Origin of the sequence: Arachidicoccus ginsenosidivorans, assembly GCF_007971385.1 — a bacterium.
Classification (GTDB): domain Bacteria; phylum Bacteroidota; class Bacteroidia; order Chitinophagales; family Chitinophagaceae; genus Arachidicoccus; species Arachidicoccus ginsenosidivorans.
In genome coordinates, this window is record NZ_CP042434.1 from 3798293 (window position 1) to 3814206 (window position 15914).

Sequence of the window (15914 nt, forward strand, 5' to 3'; positions counted from 1 at the left end):
ATTTATTTCTTTTTGACCGGTAGCCCGCTTATTGAATCCAGTCGTGATGGTATTAAGGCGTAAATCGGTTAAAAATAGGATACAAACCGCAGGTTTAGGTCTGCTGGTAGGGCTATTCCTAGCCAGCCCCTTTTGTGCGGTAGGGCAGTCTGCTGCCAATGACTCCGCTTGGCAGAACCAGAAGGTTGCTGTTATGCTTGCGGTCGATACACTTCAGCCTATCATAGACTCCATCCATAAATTACAGGACGTAAAGGTGCATACGGCTATTTTGCCCGAAGTGCTTACCTGCATCGATCCTGTTCAAATTATTACCAGGGCGCAGCCTACCTGGCAAGATGGCCTGAGTGTATCAGATATGGTGCGGTATTTTTCCGGCGTGCAACTAAAAGATTATGGCGGCGTCGGAGGGCTTAAAACGGTTAATGTCCGTAGCCTGGGTACCCGTCATACCGCGGTATTGTTAGACGGGTTGCCACTGGAAAATGCACAAAATGGCCAAGTAGACCTGGGACGGTATGGATTAAGTGACCTGGGTAGTATCTCAATTTATAAGAACCAGAACAGTCAGATATTTCAGGCGGCGACTGCTTTTGCCAGCAGCAATGCGATTTACCTGGAATCCAGATTGGATCAACTGGATAGTTTACACCCTGCCAAAGCTAGTATTAACCTGCAAACAGGTTCTTTTGGACTGCTAAACGGTGCATTTTACGGATCCACCAGGTTAAGTAAGGTTTGGCAGATGCAGGGAAGTATTTCGGTGCTCAGGGCTAGGGGAAATTATCCATATACTTATACAAATGGCGTTTACGATACCACGCTAAAACGGGAGGGTGGAGATGTGAAGCGATATATTGGCAGAATTTCTCTTTATGGTCAATTTAAGGACAGCAGCTCTCTATCATTGACTGCTTACGGGTTTAGAAGGCAAATGGGGCTCCCTGGCGCCATTGTCAGCAATAAGTTTTCCAATAAAGAGCGCCAGGATGAGTCTGATTATTATCTGCAAGCGTCCTATCTAAAACCTATAGGAGGCAATGATCATCTGAAACTACAGTTTAAATACAATCATAGTTATTTAAAATACAGCAATCCTGACATTACAAGACTGTATGTCTCAGGTGGTGATACCATTGCTGCGCCTTTGACCAATCATTACCGGCAATCTTCTTATTTTTTCTCAGGAGCCAATATTTATCAGCTTACGAGTGACTGGCAAGTAGACTTTTCAGCAGATCTTCATTATGATCACCTGAATATGGATTTGAATGGCAAAGCGCATCCTTCTAGGTGGACAACCTACGCAGCCGTAGCCAGTAAGTTGGCGCTCGGCCGCATGCATCTTGCTGGGAATCTTTTGTATACAGCAGTAAAGGATCACCAGCAGATTAAAAATGACTGGATTTCGCAAAGCAAATTCTCACCTTCATTAAGCGCCAGCTGGCAGCCTTTTAAGACAAATGCCCTTAAATTCAGGGCTTTTTATAAAAGGAGCTTTCAGATGCCCACCTTTAATGATTTATACCTGACTCAATTTAATCAAACCGCCCTACGCCCCGAAAACAGCAAGCAATATAATCTGGGACTCTATTATTTTCTAAGCTGGCCGGGTTTTTTAAAGACTTTGCTTATAGAAGCAGATGCTTATTATAATAATGTACAGGACAAGATTGTAGCTATACCCACGACTAGTCTTTTCAGGTGGCAAATGGTAAATCTGGGGCTAGCCAGGATAAAAGGACTCGATTTTACGGCTAAAACCTCCTGGGGTATTGCTGAGTGGATCTTCCTGACCAGTCTCCAATATACTTATCAGGATGCGAGAGATTACACTGACCCCGGATCTGTTACCTATAAGAATATATTGCCGTATATCCCCAAACATAGCGGTTCTTTTACCTTGTCTGCTGTGAATAAGCATTTTGGCGTAAACTATAGTTTTATCTATGATGGTGAGCGTTATAGCGAGAGATTTAATAGTCTGGTGAGTTATGTCCCGGCCTGGTATACACATGATCTATCTGTAAGTTATGGTTGGACGCTCGCGAAAAATATAAAAGCAAAGCTGTTGTTTTCTTTGGATAATGTGCTAAATCAACACTATGATGTAATTGAAAATTATCCAATGCCAGGTAGAAATTTTAAGCTGGGAATGCAATTTGAATTTTAAAATATGAAAAGAGTCATTAAAAATAGCCCGTTGTTCCTGTCTTTATGCATATTGGTGCTGTTTGCAGGATGTCGCAAGGAGCTGGGGGTAATCCCACCAGAAACAACCCAGGTGATGGCCCCTGGAAGTTATGGCGGTGGGCTGGATTTTTATTTGCTCAACGAAGGCAATATGGGGAGCAACCACGCTAGCCTGGATTATTTTAATCATCAGGCGGGCACTTATGCACTTAATATCTATGAGCGTATAAATCCTGACGTTACCCTTGGGTTGGGAGATGTGGGAAATGATCTTAAAATCTATGGTGGTAAGCTGTATATAGCAGTGAATGGTTCTGGTAAAGTCGAAGTACTGGATAAATATACTGGCGTAAAGCTTTGTCAGATATTAGTGGATAACTGCAGGAAGCTTGCGTTTTGGAAAAGTAAAGTATTAATTACCTCTTATAAGGGGTTTGTAGGTGTAGTGGATACTTCCCGCCTATTAAACGGTGCGGGCAGTGTCAGTTTGGATAATCAAATACCGGTTGGAAGAGAGCCCGAAGGACTGGCCGTTTCAGGGGATAAGGTCTATGTAGCCAACAGCGGTGGCTATAGCCCGCCAATTTATGATAAAACCCTGTCTGTTATCGATTTGCTTACGGAGCACGTACAAAAGTCGATTGTGCTGGGTGTTAATTTAAATGATGTACAAAAAGATGACTTTGGTCATATCATTGTCAGTGCCAGAGGCAACTATAAGGATATCTCACCCAGCTTTTATGTAATAGATAGTGCTACAGACAAATTGATCAAGCAGGTGGCTATTCCCTTGGGAAATTTTACCATTCAGGGTAATCTCATGTATTATTTCACTTCCCCTTATAATCAGGATGGGACACTCAGCGGGCAGGTAAATTATGGCAGGTTTAATTTGAAGACGTTAAGTGGCGTCCAGGGCAGTTTTTTAGCGGAAGATGTCATGAATTTGATTAAAATTCCTTTTGCGCTGGCAGTTGATCCTGTTGATAATAAAATATTGATTTCTGATGCAGGTGACAATACAACGCCCGGCACTTTGTACTGGATAGGAAATAATGGAGAGGTCTTATGGAAAGTCAGGACAGGTGAAATTCCTGGGCATATTGCCTTTTTAGAATAAAAGTAATAGTAGTTAAATAATAAAGGATAAAATTCAATAATGATGAAAAAACAAATATGCTTTTTGTTTTTGGCAAGCATAGTTCTTGCATTAGTGGCGGTTTCATGTAGTAAGAATGATGACACAGTAAGCAAGGATGATGGCCAGCTGGGGATAAGACCTGTTACAGATGCGAGCAGTGCCTATGTGGATACTGTATTTAGTTTTAATCCAGCACCCGGACAGTTTGTCAATACTGATTTTGCCGATATTAATACGGTCAAAAAGATTACAGAAAATAAAACCATTTCTCTGGGCGCCTGGGGTGGTCAGATTGTTCTTGGTTTTGATCACACAGTCCTAAATCAGGCAGGAGAGGACCTGTTGGTAATGGGGAACGCTGCCCATAACAATGCAGAACCAGGCATTGTCTGGGTGAGTTTTGATGCCAATGGTAACGGTCAGCCAGATGACACCTGGTATGAACTTAAAGGCAGTGCTTATGGCAGTGCAGGTTATGAAAGGAATTATAAAGTAACGTATTATAATCCAAAAGCAGGGGATAAGGCCGTAGATGTTAAGTGGGAAGACAATCAGGGCAATAGCGGTTTTGTAAAGGCCAATACCTTTAATAAACAGTCCTATTTTCCTTCTTGGATTACGGAGGATAGCTACACGCTGGAAGGGAGCAAGTTGCCTGACACGAATATTAATACGGATAATGCGACTCTTATAACCAGTACTCCTTTCGATTATGGTTATGCCGATAATATCGCTACTGCAGATGGGGGAGATTCGCTGGATATCAGTAGTGCTATGGATCAGAACGGGCAATTGGTGCAGCTCAAAGGGATTGACTTTATCATGATTCAGACAGGTGTCATGAAAGATATGGGTTGGCTGGGAGAACAGTCAACGGAGCTGTCCAGTGTGGGAGATCTTTCTTTGTTAAAATAAAATATCAACTTCAATTAATAGGATTTTAAAACAAACAGAAAAATAAAATGATACAAAAAAGAAAAATCAATTTAAAAGCCGGACACTTAAAAAGATGGGGTAAATCCTTAATGGTGGTCATGCTGGCTGCGTTGGTCATCTCATCCTGCAATAAGGATGATCAAAAAATTACCGCGCCAAAGGGGCCTTATGCTAATGGGTTCTTTATCTTAAATGAAGGTTGGTATGGTAAGGAGCCCGGTAGTGTTAATTTTTACGCATACGGTGCAGATACGCTGCAGCAGCGCGCTTTTGGCACTGCCAATCAGGGCAGTGCCCCAACAACCACTTCGGCTACTTTGGAAGATGGCGTGCTGATCGGTGACAGGCTATTTCTGATATCAAAAGCGGGCGGTCCGATTACAGTGGCAGATGCTGCAACCCTAAAACAGGTGGGACAGATTACCCTGGAAGGTTCGGATTTTAGGTCCATGGCCGCCTTAAATAGCCAGACGGCTGTTGTAAGCAGCGGTAGTAAGATCTACTCCGTTGACTTAAATGCCTTAACTGTTAGCCAGGATCCAGTTTTTACAGGTAGTAATATTAAAAAACTATTTGTCAGCGGTGAATATCTGCTAGCCAGTGATAATGGCGGTGTAGATATCATTAAAATAAGTGACTGGAGTTTAGTCTCCCATTTTGACGGGCCTACGGAAGGTTATGTTACCACCCCAGATGGTAAAATTTATGGTGCTGGTGGCAATTTTCTGGTCAGTATCAATGCGGCAAACCAGGATACCACGCAAATTAAATTAAACCAGCCGATCTGGGTGAATAATTATACCTATAACCCGCCATGTCTGGTCAGCTCTTCCAAAGAAAATGCAGTGTTTTATATTGCCACGCCAACTTCAGGTTATGGCAGTAATACCATTTATAAATACATTAAGGGAGATGTCAGTTCCCTAAATACGCCTTTTATTACCTTACCGGCTGGGGAAAGTTTTTATAATACTGGTCTGGCCTATGACAAGCAAAATGATCAGATCGTAACCTGGTCTATTACCGGATATACAGAATCAGACAGTAATTTTCTGCGTTTTTATAATGCAGCCACTGGTGAATTGGTCAAATCCATTAAGTATGGCCATATTTATTTCCCGGCAAATATTGTCTTCTACCCTTAAGTCATCGTCATCGTCTTTGTCTTAGCTATACAAGATTCAGCCTGACAAAATACATAAAGCCTAATGGTTGGTGAATAGAGCTATGTTAGTTCAATTTACAGCCATTAGGCTTTATTGCAGGCTTTCTGAAAAGATTTTAGCCCATTTTGCAGTGCTGCCCTGGTGCAATAGGCCTGATACGGCAAAGAAAAAACAGGTGCCAGTAATCTGGCAAACCAGGTGGCGGGGGTTGAATATGTTTGTATTTTGAAGATAAGGGAACCCGTAGTCAATTGCTCGACAGTAAAAACGGAAATGCCCTTTTCAACGTGACCCTGCAGGGTTTCATAGGCAAATCCTCTTTTGTGGGGTTCATCGATAAGTTGGCTGACTTTAACAGCGCAGATGATTTTTAAGGGGGCACGACTGAACGGGGGAAAATTAATCTGCTGCAAAATGATATCGCCAGCTTTAATCTTTCTGCCTTCAACCTGCCATTGAGTGGCTGGCAGCAGGATGTTTTCTGGGAATATATGATAATCAAATAGCCATTCAAGTTGTATATCTTGAATGGCTATTTGATTATCCCTTAATTTGCTTTTTTGATTTTCTGGTTGGTTGTCTGTTTGATTGTCAGAAGTGTTTTCTGAAAGTATGGTCACAGAAACTTTTTCCTTCAATGCTTCATGGCGACAGGCCAGCACCTGCTTTTGTTTAAATTTTTCTAAAAGCACACCAAACCGCCTTTGCTGGCTGAGACAAAACAGTTTCATAAGCGGATACTTTTTAGCTTAAAGCGTGGCCATATCTATGACAAACCGGTAGCGTACATCGCTATTCAGTACTCTTTCGTAGGCCTCATTAACATAATTGATGTTTATGACTTCCACATCTGAAGTGATATTATGTGCCGCACAAAAATCCAGCATTTCCTGAGTCTCCGGGATACCGCCGATGGAAGATCCGGTAATCGCTCTATTGAAGGGAATGCCTTTTAGGGTTAATCCACCTGGAGGCAAACCAACGCAAATATGAACACCATTATCTTTCAGCAGGGACATGTACCAGTCATAATCATGCGGTGCAGAAACCGTGTCGATAATAAAATCAAAATAACGCTTGAGCGGTGCCACCTGATCATTTTCGCGGGTATTGCAAAATTTATGTGCACCCAGTCTTTTCGCATCCTCTTTTTTGCTTTCTGAACGGCTCAGTAGTGTGACTTCCGCGCCCAGGGCAACAGCAAATTTAACCGCCATATGACCCAATCCGCCCAGACCTAAAACAGCCACTTTATGGCCTTTGCCAATACCCCATTTTTTAATGGGGAGTAAGTCGTAATGCCTGCACAAAGTAGTGGTGCGACACCTTTCAGGTCAAGTTTTTCTGAAACATGTACCACAAAATCTTTATTGCAGACTATTTTATTGGAGTAGCCTCCATACGTAGGGGTTTTCTTGTCTCTTTCTAATCCATTGTAAGTCCAGACAGTTTCACCTTTTTCACAAAACTGTTCATGACCGCTCTTGCAACTCGGGCACTCGTGGCAACTGTCTACCATACAGCCAATACCAACTAGTTCGCCTACTTTAAAATTACGGGCGTTCTCACCCAAACTGACCACGCGGCCAACGATTTCATGGCCGGGCACCATGGGGAAGATCCCGGGGCGCCACTCGCTTCTTACCTGATGAATATCCGAGTGACAGATGCCACAAAATAAAATATCAATTTCAACATCATCGGCCCCGACATTTCTGCGTTCAAAGTTCCAGGGGCCAAGTGGATCCTTTTCATTGTGTGCAGCGTAACCTTTAACGGGTATCATGATTTTAATTTTTTTTAATGTCTAATAATTAATCCAGCAAAGCCTGCATCTGGGCATGGACAAAATCCATCAGTTTTTTGATATGGGCAGGAGACAGGTCAAATTTGAGACCTGCAGCTTCATAGAGTTCAGGAAGCGTTTTTGTGCCACCCAGGCTTAAGGCTTTGATATAGTTATCGAGCGCCTGTTTAGGGTTTTGCTGGTATTGCATCCACATGCCAATAGCACCTAACTGTGCGATCCCGTATTCAATATAATAAAAAGGTACCTCAAATAGGTGTAACTGGCGTTGCCAACTGGTCGCACGAAAATCTTCCAGCCCTTGTTGATTAACGACTGGCGAAGAAAAGTCATTTAATATTTTCAACCAGTTTTCTTCTCGCTCAGCCAATGTATGCGTAGGGTTTTCATAAACCCAGTGCTGAAATTTATCGATAATGGCGATCCAGGGGAAAATGGTAATGACTCTTTCCAATTGATGGATCTTGGCCCGGCGTAACTCTTCGCTGTCTTTAAAATATACATCCCAGTGATCCATACTAAGTAATTCCATGGACATGGAGGCGACCTCGGCAATTTCCATCGGATATTCCTTAAATGCGCTGAGCGGCAAGGGGTGCGCCAAAAACGAATGAATGGCATGACCGCCTTCATGCACAATGGTGGTTACATCACTCATCTGGCCGGCTGCATTCATAAAGATAAAAGGTGCACCGCTTTCAGATAATGGACAGTTGTATCCACCGGGCGCCTTGCCCTTTCTGCTTTCCAGATCGAAATGTTTTAATTCATCCATTTTTCTTAGACAATCTGCAAAAAAAGGATTCAGGGCTTCAAAGCAGGCTTCCGTTTTTTTGAGCAGATCTTTTCCATCCTTAAAAGGATGTAAGGGTTCGGTACCGGCAGGTTCTGCCTCCAGATCCCAGGGCCGCAGATCATCTAACCCTAACTTTTTCTTTTTATACTGATTGATCTGGTCCACCAGTGGTAGTACATGAAGTTTAACTGCTTCATGAAACTGAAAACATGCATCCTTTGTATAATCAAAGCGGCCTAGTTCAGCAAATTTGTAATCGCGGTAATTTTCAAAACCGGCATTTAGGGCAATTTGCTGTCTTTTTTGGATTAGTTCGCTATATAAGTTATTGAAAGCATCTTTGTCCTGTAGCCTCCTGCTTTGTACTTTCATATACACATCCCGTCTGAGATCTCGATCTGGGTTTTCCAAAAACTTAGCGGCTTGTTGCAGGGTATATTCCTGTCCTTTTACCTCTACGGTCATCTTACCGGCAATGGTGCCGTATTGCTGTTGCAGGACGCTTAGGTCTGCCTGGATCTGTATATTTTCAGGACGGAAAAGTTCAATGCTTCTGCGAACACTTCTTAGATAAGTATGATAAAGTGTTTGATCCAACTGATTTACAAACGGAGACTGAATCAGCTTTTTATTCAACAGGTCGGAATAAGGCTGTAATTTGGGCTGAATTTCCATACAAAAATAAGTAAAGGCATCTTCCAATTCCTTATTGGTTGTATCGCAGGTCATTTTGATTTGACGCCAACAGGCATCTTCACTAACCACGGCTTCCAGTTCACTTAAATCTTTTAGCCACCCTTCTAGAGCTACTTTGCTATTAACCACGCGCTCTGTCAGTTCTTTAAAAAAGGGTTCCAGCGTATCCCAGGTGGTCACCGTAAAATCCTTAGGTAAATAATGTCTGGGTAATTTCTGGATATCCGCAGTTGGTAGCGCATTTGCCATATATAAAACGTTTTAAATTGTTACAAATTTATTTAAATATGCTTCTAATTGAAAATCAATCATTCATATTTAATTTTTCTAAAATCCTTTGTCAAAAATACCACAAAAAAAGCGCAAGGAAAAGGTTTTAACCTTTTGCTTACGCTTGGGGAAATATTTCTTAGCAAATATCTAATTGCCTGCCGGCATTTTCAGATGCTGCTATTGTTTACTTTGCTTCTTTCGTTTCTTTCTTCTTAGGTGCCGCCTTTTTCTTAGGTTTGGCAGGTGCTTCTTTTGCCGCCTCTGTTACCGCTGCAGTGTCTTCTTTTGTTTTCTTTGCCGCCGCTTTTTTAGGTGTTTTAGTTTTTTGTTCTTGCGTAGGCGCTTGCTGCTCAGTGGCTGGTGCAGGAGCACTTTCAACTTCTTCAACAACTGCATCAGTAGACGACTGCTCGCTTTCCAGGCTGATCTTGTTGTCTACCAGAATATTATACCAACGAACCATTTTTTTCAAGTCACTGGTATAGACTCTTTCAAAATCCATATCTGGGTATACTTCCGCAAAATAAGCTTTGACAGCAGCAATATCTTTATAATCTGGAATGGGTCTGCCGGCTGCCTGCATGGATCTGAACACTTCGATCAAATTGACATTTTCACGGATCGTGTATACTTCAATGCTTTCCAAATGGGAAAAATGGTGGCTCCTGGAAGAGGCAAATTTAGTGGTTTTATCTTCCAAAGAACGTACGATGGCGCCATCTGCCTTACTGCCGATTAATTCAAAAAGGCCGCCAAGCCCGGTGACGGAAATAATCTTGTTGTATTCCATTTGATAGTTTGATTTAAGGCTGCGAAAATACTTAAGTGCGCCAAGAAAGCCAAATTTGAAAAGAGATGCTATTGAAGTGTTTGTAATATGTTGATTATCAATTCTAAAATCTAGTCATTTCGCCATAGGCTTTTATCAAAAATTTGCAGACCGTCAAAATGCAGTGTATACTGGTATTTTTTATCCAGTCAAGGTAGCTAAAATGGCTTTAAGAGTCGTAAATTTTAATTAACATTGCCTTGCTAAACACCCAGATAAATTATTTATACAGTAGTAGATTATGTATACGCCAGATCAGATAAAAACCTTACAAGCCCAGAGTGCCAACTTCTTACAAGCTGCCACAACCATTACAGATAATGAATTAGATGCGCTCAGACGTGTATTACGTTTTCATGAGTACAGATATTATGTAGCCGATAATCCACTGATATCGGATGAAGAATATGACCGGTTGTATAAAAAGCTGGAAGCCTATGAAGCGGCCCGTCCAGACCTGATCACTTCCGATTCCCCCACGCAGCGTGTCGGAGCGAATCTAACCGGGCAATTTGAGACAATACGCCACCTGGTGCCTATGCTGTCCCTTGAAAACTCATACAATGCCGCCGATTTGGTGGATTGGGACAAAAAAGTGCAGGAAGCCAGTAAAGGTGGGCACCTGCGTTACTCAGTAGAACCTAAATTTGACGGTGCCAGCATTTCTTTATTGTACGAAGACGATCAGCTGATAAGAGCTGTCACCAGAGGGGATGGGATTGAAGGCGAAGACGTAACGGCCAATATACGCCAGATCCGATCCGTTCCGCTAAGTGCTCCTTTTGCAACCTACGGCATACAGCAAATAGAAATCAGGGGTGAAGTCATGATGAGTAAAGTCTCTTTTCAAAAATTCAATGATAAACAGACGGAAGCTGGTTTGCAAGTGCTGGCCAATCCACGCAATGCGGCCAGCGGGAGCCTGCGCTTAAAAGATCCGGCTGCTGTCAGGCATAGGGGACTAGACGCCTTTTTATATCATATCAGCAGTGTCGTACTGATAGAAGGTAAAAAGCCTACACAGCTGCTGGATACCCATAGTGGTAATTTGGCATTGCTTTGGAAGTGTGGACTCAGATCTCCAACCAAAGAAAGCGAAATCTTTGACACCATGGACGCCGTCATCTCCCATGTAGGCGATTTTGAAGCCATGCGTGACAGTCTGCCCTATGAAATTGATGGTATGGTCATCAAAGTTGACAGCATTGCGCTGCAAGAAGCATTAGGTATGACCTCTCATCATCCCAGATGGGCCATGGCCTATAAGTTTAAAGCCCGCCAGGCAACCTCCACCATTGAAACAGTGGAGTTTCAGGTGGGCCGAACTGGCGCCATTACCCCTGTGGCAAAGATAACACCTGTGGCGCTGGGTGGTGTGACAATAAGTTCCATCTCTTTATTTAATGAGGATATTATTAAGGAAAAGGAGCTGCGCATAGGGGATCAGGTGCTGGTAGAAAGGGCAGGGGATGTGATCCCTAATATTGTCAAAGCTTTGACCGAACTGCGAAAGGGAACGGAGACCCCCATTGTATTCCCTGAAAATTGTCCAGTCTGTCAGGCGCCACTCCATAAACCAGAGGGAGAAAGCGTCTGGCGCTGTATTAATCCTTACTGTGAGGCGCAGGTCGTGGAAAGAATGATTCATTTTGTCAGTAAAGATGCCATGGATATACGTTCATTTGGAGAAGCAAATGTGCGCAAATTTTATAAGCTTGGTTTTCTAAAAGACATTCCTGGAATCTATTCGCTCGATCTGGAACGTATCGCTCAATTGGAAGGCTTTGGGAAAAGATCACTGGAAAACCTGGTCTCGGCAATAGAAAAAAGTAAAACGCAGCCCTTATACAGACTTATTTTTGGATTGGGTATCAGATTCGTGGGAGAAACTACCGCTAAAGTGCTGGCAAAAAAAGTGGCGGCACTCTGGGAATTGAAAGATTTTTCCCAGGAGGACTTAATGGAACTGGAAGATATCGGTCCTAAAGTGGCGGGCAGCATCTATGAATTTTTCCAGGCGCCCGAGAGTATAGCTCTTTTACAACGACTGGAAGCTGAGGGACTTAATTTTAAAGGGCAGAAAACGACGCTTCAGCAGGAAGGAACAAGTCCTTTTGAAGGCCTTACTTTTCTGTTTACAGGTACACTGGAACATCTCAAAAGAAATGATGCGGAGGCTATGGTCGAGGCCAAAGGTGGTAAAATCTTAAGTGGCGTATCAGCAAAACTCAATTACCTGGTAGCAGGTGCAGCGGCTGGTAGTAAACTGGAAAAAGCCAAAAAGCTCAATACAGTGAATATTATATCCGAACAAGAATTTATCACCATGGTGAATGAACCGCGACCTTAGTTTTTTAAGAATTTGCACTAAATAAAAAATATATGACAACAGACATTTCTCTGCCCAAGGCCCCCATACGAGCTATTATCACAGGTGCGACCGGCATGGTAGGAGAAGGGGTGTTAAGGGCTTGTCTGGTAAGGGAAGATGTTGAGGCTGTACTGGTCATTACCAGGCGCTCCTGCAAAATAACGCACCCAAAACTCAAAGAAATAATCCATCAGGATTTTTTTGATTTGTCCAAGATTGCGGGTGAGCTGGATGGATACAATGCCTGTTATTTTTGTTTGGGTGTGACTTCTTTGGGAAAAACTGAAGCCAGCTATAAAAAATTGACCTATGATTTAACCATGGCGTTTGCAAAGACGCTCTGTTTAATCAACCAGCAGCTGTGTTTTTGTTATATATCCGGCAAAGGAACAGACCGCACAGAAAAGGGTGCCATTATGTGGGCCCGTGTCAAAGGCAAGACAGAAAATGCACTTGACCGGCTGCCATTTAAAAAAGTAGGTTGTTTCAGGCCAAGTTTTATCCGTCCTACACCTGGTAATCAACACACACTTGGATTTTATAAATATTTTAGTTGGCTGTTTCCTTTGCTACGCGTATGTTTTCCAGGCTCCTTTTGCCGGTTGGAAGAACTTAGCCAGGCCATGATCAGCTGCGTTTATCAACCCCTTGACAGAATCGTCTATGAAGTAAGTGATATAAGAAAGGCCGCTGCTGCCAAATAAACTGACAAATCATGCCATGCATGAAGCGATAAGCAGCTCAATGGGATTTCGGGGAGCGCTCTTTGAACAGTGATCTGCCTCGGTTGTTATTTATTTTAATTTAATTATTATCTTGCCCGATCCCTGTCTTTTTCATCCTTTTGATTGTCCAGTTTTTTCTTTTCCGCTAAAGGCATGGCCCCCGTGGCTGCTGCAGTATCGCTGTGTTTTATAGCGCCTTTTTTATTGTTTTGTCTGCTGCCCGAACCGTATTCAAATTTATAAATTTGGCAGAGTAGTAGAAAATAGGCGATCATCAAGGGGCCGAATATAAGTCCCATGAGTCCAAATAGCTGCAGACCCAAAATGACCCCAAAAACGGTTATCAAAGGGTGGACATCACCAAATTTTTTCATCAGGGCGAAGCGCAGGACATTGTCGCTGTTGGACACAACAATCCCGCAATAGGCCAATAACCCAAGTCCCATACCAATTTCTCCACCTGCCATTGTAATGATACAGATTGGTACCCAGACGATCATGGTGCCTACAACGGGTATAATGGAGGCAGCGCCGGTTAAAAGTCCCCAGAATATAAATTCCTTGATCCCAAATATCCAATAACCCAAGATCGCAAGTAAGGCTTGGCATACGGCTAGTACAGGAATGCCGATTGCATTGGATACCACCATATTTCTGGTTTCCTGCCAGAGCGTAGACTTATTTTGCTGGCTGAGTGGCAAAAAGGATTCAAGCTTTTCTTCCATCTTTCTGCCGCCCATGAGCATAAAATAAAAGATGAAAAAGGCGACTGCCAGATTGGAAACAACTGAGGCCGTGGCATTGAGGATTTTGGGAATATAAGCCGCCAGTTTTTTGAAGTTTTCAAGGATCGTCTCATTGGAGACATTCAGAGAGGGAAAATGGTTTTTGACCAGATCCAGGGTATGTGTCAGCTTACCGGTAATAGTCGGCGCCTGTTCTATGGCCTGATTGATCCTTGGAATCAATACTTTAATAAGCGAAAATATCGGCAAAACCACTAATATAATACTGCCCAGGATTAAAACCAGGGCTGCGGCCCATTTTTTCCAGTGCTTTTGCTCAATGAGTTTATAATACCAGCTTCTGTACAGTACATATAAGGTAATGGCGCCGAAGAAGCCCGGCAGAAAATATTTCAGCTGTACAATGATCTCAATACCGATAAAGGTAATCAGGATCAACAGTACAACCTGCTTGATCAGATTTGTACTTATCTTTTCCATGTAGTTTTAGTTACTAAGTGTAATTGTATAGGGTTTTAAGGGTAAAGCTAAATGGGCTATAGTCCCAACAGCTTAATGTAAAAATAGGATTAATCATGGATAAATAAGATAAAATAGGTGCAATAATAAAAGGACTCGTTAAATTTATTTAAGGGCTGTTTTGTTTTGAAAACCAGACATTCACCTATGAAAAATTTCAGAATATCATGTTTTTGGATAAGAAAATCAGAAGACTATTTTATGATAACCCCTGAAATTCATACCTGTTATAACTAACAATCGTATGTGAAATTTTATTTATTTATTTTTCTGTCTAGCAAAAAAATAATAACATTGCGCAGTCAAATTCTTTTCAATACTTGTAAAAATTTAATGATATGAGCTTTATAGCCGATATTCATGCAAGACAAATTCTAGATAGCCGCGGTAACCCGACGGTAGAAGTGGATGTATTAACCGAAAATGGTATTCTGGGCCGTGCTGCCGTTCCCTCTGGAGCGTCCACCGGTATCCATGAAGCTGTTGAACTGCGCGATGGAGATAAAAGCGTTTATCTGGGTAAAGGCGTTTTAAAGGCCGTTTCTAATGTAAATGATATTATTGCAGAACAACTGGTTGGATGGAGTGTTTCTGATCAGGTGGGTATTGATAAGAAATTATTGGAAATCGATGGTACGGACAATAAAGGCAAATTGGGCGCTAACGCGATCCTGGCAGTATCACTTGCAGTGGCCAAAGCTGCTGCTCAGGAAGCTGGATTACCACTTTACCGCTATATCGGCGGTGTAAACGCCAGCGTATTACCGGTACCTTTAATGAATATCCTTAATGGTGGTGTTCATGCTGATAATAAAATCGATTATCAGGAATATATGATCGTTCCACATGGCGCCACTTCTTTTAGTGAAGCGCTGCGTTGGGGCACAGAGATCTTCCATGAATTGAAATCCGTTCTGAAAAAGAAAGGCTACAGCACAAATGTGGGAGATGAAGGTGGTTTTGCACCGGATATCCAAAGCAATGAAGAAGCCATCGAAACGGTACTGGAAGCAATCAAATCTGCTGGGTATAAACCAGGAGAAGACGTTTCTATTGCACTGGACGCTGCCAGCAGCGAAATGTATAAAGACGGGAAATATAAATTTTATAAGAGCAGTGGCAAAGAACTGACCGCCGATGAAATGGTCGCTTATTGGGTAGAATGGGTTAATAAATACCCGATCGTTTCCATTGAAGATGGTATGGCCGAAGAAGATTGGGACGGTTGGAAAAAAATGACCGAAGCCTTGGGTGATAAGATTCAGCTGGTAGGTGATGACCTGTTTGTCACCAATAGCAAAATCTTAAAACGCGGTATTGACAATCAGATTGCCAATAGCATCCTGATCAAAGTAAACCAGATCGGTACACTGACTGAAACCATTCAAGCAGTACAAATGGCACAACACGCTGGTTATACTACTGTAATGAGCCACAGAAGCGGTGAAACAGAGGATACCACTATTGCGGATCTAGCTGTTGCCCTGAACTGCGGACAGATCAAAACCGGATCTGCCAGCCGTACAGACCGTATCGCTAAATACAATCAATTGATCCGTATTGAAGAGCAATTGGATACTGATGGTATCTTTCCAGACTTGTTTGGTAAATAGTTCTAGCGAAATATTTAATATCTTTAAACCCGGCGGGTGTTTTTAAAACAAACCCTGCCGGGTTTTTTTTTTGGCGGGCAACTGTAAATTAAGTTCAATTAGT

General features: G+C 42.4%; 13 protein-coding genes. 7 read left to right on the forward strand and 6 right to left on the reverse strand.

Features of this window, described 5'->3' with window-relative positions:
• The first annotated feature begins 46 nt into the window (after positions 1 to 46).
• The 4 genes from FSB73_RS15255 to FSB73_RS15270 are packed head-to-tail and all read left to right on the forward strand — an operon-like array spanning position 47 to position 5415.
• Positions 47 to 2173: a TonB-dependent receptor plug domain-containing protein gene (locus FSB73_RS15255; RefSeq protein WP_225974840.1), complete on the forward strand. Its 2127-nt coding sequence runs from the start codon at positions 47 to 49 to the stop codon at positions 2171 to 2173.
• 3 nt (positions 2174 to 2176) lie between these two features.
• Complete coding sequence (locus FSB73_RS15260; protein WP_146784033.1) at positions 2177 to 3313, forward strand: YncE family protein; 1137 nt, start codon at positions 2177 to 2179, stop codon at positions 3311 to 3313.
• 39 nt (positions 3314 to 3352) lie between these two features.
• Positions 3353 to 4249: a hypothetical protein gene (locus FSB73_RS15265; RefSeq protein WP_225974055.1), complete on the forward strand. Its 897-nt coding sequence runs from the start codon at positions 3353 to 3355 to the stop codon at positions 4247 to 4249.
• A 47-nt stretch (positions 4250 to 4296) separates the two neighbouring features.
• Entirely contained in the window at positions 4297 to 5415 is a 1119-nt protein-coding gene (locus FSB73_RS15270; protein WP_146784036.1) for a DUF5074 domain-containing protein, read from the forward strand.
• 104 nt (positions 5416 to 5519) lie between these two features.
• On the opposite strand, the gene FSB73_RS15275 is transcribed toward FSB73_RS15270, so the two are convergent.
• The 5 genes from FSB73_RS15275 to FSB73_RS15290 all read right to left on the reverse strand — a co-directional run bounded on the left by FSB73_RS15275 (position 5520) and on the right by FSB73_RS15290 (position 9798).
• A complete protein-coding gene (locus tag FSB73_RS15275; protein WP_146784039.1) occupies positions 5520 to 6167 on the reverse strand; it encodes a DUF1990 family protein in 648 nt (215 codons plus the stop codon).
• Between the two features lie 18 nt (positions 6168 to 6185).
• Positions 6186 to 6686 carry a zinc-binding dehydrogenase gene (locus FSB73_RS27280; RefSeq protein ID WP_317132800.1) on the reverse strand — a complete coding sequence of 167 codons (501 nt, stop codon included), beginning with the start codon at positions 6684 to 6686 and terminating at the stop codon, positions 6186 to 6188.
• Positions 6674 to 7222 (reverse strand): alcohol dehydrogenase catalytic domain-containing protein, encoded by a 549-nt coding sequence (locus tag FSB73_RS27285; protein ID WP_317132801.1) that lies wholly within the window; start codon positions 7220 to 7222, stop codon positions 6674 to 6676. The genes FSB73_RS27280 and FSB73_RS27285 overlap by 13 nt, the downstream gene beginning before the upstream one ends.
• Positions 7223 to 7250: 28 nt before the next feature.
• On the reverse strand, positions 7251 to 8984 hold the full coding sequence (locus FSB73_RS15285) for a M3 family oligoendopeptidase (RefSeq protein ID WP_146784042.1): 1734 nt from the start codon (positions 8982 to 8984) through the stop codon (positions 7251 to 7253).
• A gap of 208 nt (positions 8985 to 9192) precedes the next feature.
• Entirely contained in the window at positions 9193 to 9798 is a 606-nt protein-coding gene (locus FSB73_RS15290; protein WP_146784045.1) for a DUF5606 family protein, read from the reverse strand.
• Positions 9799 to 10078: 280 nt separating this feature from the next.
• On the opposite strand from FSB73_RS15290, the gene ligA reads away from it, so the two are divergent.
• Both ligA and FSB73_RS15300 read left to right on the forward strand, forming a co-directional pair.
• Complete coding sequence (ligA, locus tag FSB73_RS15295) at positions 10079 to 12187, forward strand: NAD-dependent DNA ligase LigA (protein WP_146784048.1); 2109 nt, start codon at positions 10079 to 10081, stop codon at positions 12185 to 12187.
• 32 nt (positions 12188 to 12219) lie between these two features.
• Positions 12220 to 12912 (forward strand): Rossmann-fold NAD(P)-binding domain-containing protein, encoded by a 693-nt coding sequence (locus tag FSB73_RS15300; protein ID WP_146784051.1) that lies wholly within the window; start codon positions 12220 to 12222, stop codon positions 12910 to 12912.
• Positions 12913 to 13019: 107 nt separating this feature from the next.
• Here FSB73_RS15300 and FSB73_RS15305 read toward each other — a convergent pair whose 3' ends face one another.
• A complete protein-coding gene (locus tag FSB73_RS15305) occupies positions 13020 to 14159 on the reverse strand; it encodes an AI-2E family transporter (protein ID WP_146784054.1) in 1140 nt (379 codons plus the stop codon).
• A gap of 377 nt (positions 14160 to 14536) precedes the next feature.
• Between FSB73_RS15305 and eno the strand changes: the two genes are divergently transcribed.
• On the forward strand, positions 14537 to 15811 hold the full coding sequence (gene eno, locus FSB73_RS15310; RefSeq protein WP_146784057.1) for a phosphopyruvate hydratase: 1275 nt from the start codon (positions 14537 to 14539) through the stop codon (positions 15809 to 15811).
• The last annotated feature ends 103 nt before the right edge of the window (positions 15812 to 15914 follow it).

Excerpts from the sequence above, each read along its gene's own strand:
- FSB73_RS15275 (WP_146784039.1), bottom strand. The coding sequence starts at position 6,167 with ATGAAACTGTTTTGTCTCAGCCAGCAAAGGCGGTTTGGTGTGCTTTTA.
- FSB73_RS15285 (WP_146784042.1), bottom strand. The coding sequence starts at position 8,984 with ATGGCAAATGCGCTACCAACTGCGGATATCCAGAAATTACCCAGACAT.
- FSB73_RS15290 (WP_146784045.1), bottom strand. The coding sequence starts at position 9,798 with ATGGAATACAACAAGATTATTTCCGTCACCGGGCTTGGCGGCCTTTTT.
- FSB73_RS15265 (WP_225974055.1), top strand. The coding sequence starts at position 3,353 with ATGATGAAAAAACAAATATGCTTTTTGTTTTTGGCAAGCATAGTTCTT.
- FSB73_RS15260 (WP_146784033.1), top strand. The coding sequence starts at position 2,177 with ATGAAAAGAGTCATTAAAAATAGCCCGTTGTTCCTGTCTTTATGCATA.
- FSB73_RS15305 (WP_146784054.1), bottom strand. The coding sequence starts at position 14,159 with ATGGAAAAGATAAGTACAAATCTGATCAAGCAGGTTGTACTGTTGATC.
- FSB73_RS15255 (WP_225974840.1), top strand. The coding sequence starts at position 47 with ATGGTATTAAGGCGTAAATCGGTTAAAAATAGGATACAAACCGCAGGT.
- FSB73_RS15300 (WP_146784051.1), top strand. The coding sequence starts at position 12,220 with ATGACAACAGACATTTCTCTGCCCAAGGCCCCCATACGAGCTATTATC.
- FSB73_RS15270 (WP_146784036.1), top strand. The coding sequence starts at position 4,297 with ATGATACAAAAAAGAAAAATCAATTTAAAAGCCGGACACTTAAAAAGA.
- ligA (WP_146784048.1), top strand. The coding sequence starts at position 10,079 with ATGTATACGCCAGATCAGATAAAAACCTTACAAGCCCAGAGTGCCAAC.
- FSB73_RS27285 (WP_317132801.1), bottom strand. The coding sequence starts at position 7,222 with ATGATACCCGTTAAAGGTTACGCTGCACACAATGAAAAGGATCCACTT.
- eno (WP_146784057.1), top strand. The coding sequence starts at position 14,537 with ATGAGCTTTATAGCCGATATTCATGCAAGACAAATTCTAGATAGCCGC.